This window comes from Shewanella sp. 11B5, assembly GCF_002836795.1.
GTDB lineage: Bacteria > Pseudomonadota > Gammaproteobacteria > Enterobacterales > Shewanellaceae > Shewanella > Shewanella frigidimarina.
The window spans coordinates 1-1901 of the sequence record NZ_PJAP01000727.1 but is presented as its reverse complement, the minus strand read 5'-3'; the positions used below and the strand labels follow the sequence as shown (position 1 = coordinate 1901).

The window sequence follows — 1901 nt, the reverse complement described above, 5'->3', positions numbered from 1 at the left end:
TTATCTTGGCTTTCATGCTAATCGGCATTGCCAGTTGTGACCTTGGCACAAGCAAATCACTTAATGCTTCAGCCCTAAAAGACCCCATTAAAATTGCGGTATCTGGCACACCACTTTCAGCACCTTTTTTTATTGCACAACAACAAGGTTACTTTAGAGCAAATGGGCTTAATGTTGAGCTAGTGAGATTCGACAGCGGAGTGAAATGCTTTGACGCCCTTAAGAATAAACAAGTTGATCTTGCCACTGCATCAGAAACGGTGGTCATGTTTAATAGCTTTAAACAGACAAACTTTTCAGTACTAGCCAGTTTTGTCGAATCAGACAATGATCTAAAACTACTTAGCTTAACACCACAAAAGTATCAACAACTGGATAATCTAGCCCACGCACGCATAGGCATTGTAAAAGGCAGTGCCAGCGAGTTTTTCTTAGATAGTTTATTGATTATGTATAACAAAACTCAGCAACCAATCGAACGAATATATTTAACTGCTGAGCAGCTTATTCCAGCGTTATTAAATAATGAGGTTGATATTATTTCAGCTTGGGAACCCTTAAGTTATTTGTTAACGCAAAAAGTCCACGTAAATACCAACGTCATCAGCAGTCGCGGTCTATACCACTTATCGTTCAACTTAATCGAGCTTAAAGAGACCAGGCTATCAACTACAGAAAAGTTAGCGCTACTCAAATCAATTAATGACGCAACAGATTATATTCATACACATCCAGAGCTTGCTCAAACAAAAATTAGCCGTGTGTTGGATATCGATCCATCCCAACTTAGTTATTCTTGGAATGACTATAGTTTTCGTTTATCACTCAGTAATGCACTCTTTTCTAACATCCAAACTCAAAGCCAATGGGCAATTGATAATAAATTAGTCTCTGAAGATAACAGTATTGATTTCAGGCAGATTTTTGATCGAAAATTGTTTGAAAAGTTCATCAGTTTAGAGGCTGGGTGGTAATTTATGATGTTATCTAAGCGCCTAAAACTCACCGCTATACTGTGTTCACTGCTTACATTGATTGTCGGCTTGTCATTGATACAAGTTCACTATTATCAACAACAAATATACCGCCAACTCAATTACTCAATGAAGTTACAAATCAGCATTGATAGTTTACGTAGTCAACTGTGGCTTTACCAAGAGTATACAGACGACCAAGGGTTATCTGAGTTAAATACACGCCAAGCTGAGCTGGCTAAAAACCTCTCAGAAGACATTCAATGGGCTACGCAACAAAAACTCATTATTGGAAACCTGAATAGACTGAATACCAATATTAGAGCACTTATTAATACTCAAAATAGCTTCCATAGTAAACAAGTAGATGTGTCATCAACCCTCACTGCTGAACGATTATTTAAAGCAAAATACAGCATGGTTATTGAAGAAATGACCGAAGAAATGTTTAATCTTCATCAATTATCGATTAAACAAGCGAAACAAAAACAACAAACGTTATTATTTCTTGTGGGAGTGGTGCTATTAATATTAGCGATTATGGTTACCGCATGGTCTTTTATGACGCTCATTCGTTTCAAGAAAGGGTTAGCCTCACTCAACCAAGGCATGGAAGCACTTGCTGCTGGAGACCTAAAGAGTCAAATTAATTTCAGTGATACCGATGAGTTATCTGCGCTCGCCCAAAACTTCAATAGAATGAAACTATCACTTGCTCAAATTACCGTTAAAAAGGATGAATTAAAGCAAGAAGTAGACAGCCAAACCCGTAAATTAATTGAACAACAAGATCAACTCATTTTCTTAGCTGAACATGATGAATTAACCGGTATTTATAACCGTCGCGCATTCATAAAACAAATTGATACTGCTATAGCAAGGGATTTACGTGGAGATAATCAAGCAGCACTATTATTTATTGACCTT

At 37.2% G+C, this 1901-nt stretch carries 2 protein-coding genes; both read left to right on the top strand.

Annotated elements, in window-relative coordinates; all coding sequences use genetic code 11:
- Positions 1-974: ABC transporter substrate-binding protein (locus tag CXF78_RS15785; RefSeq protein ID WP_145991497.1), on the top strand; the 974-nt coding region annotated here is incomplete at its 5' end.
- Positions 975-977: 3 nt separating this feature from the next.
- On the top strand, positions 978-1901 hold a 924-nt coding region (locus CXF78_RS15780; RefSeq protein WP_102037316.1), incomplete at its 3' end, for a HAMP domain-containing protein.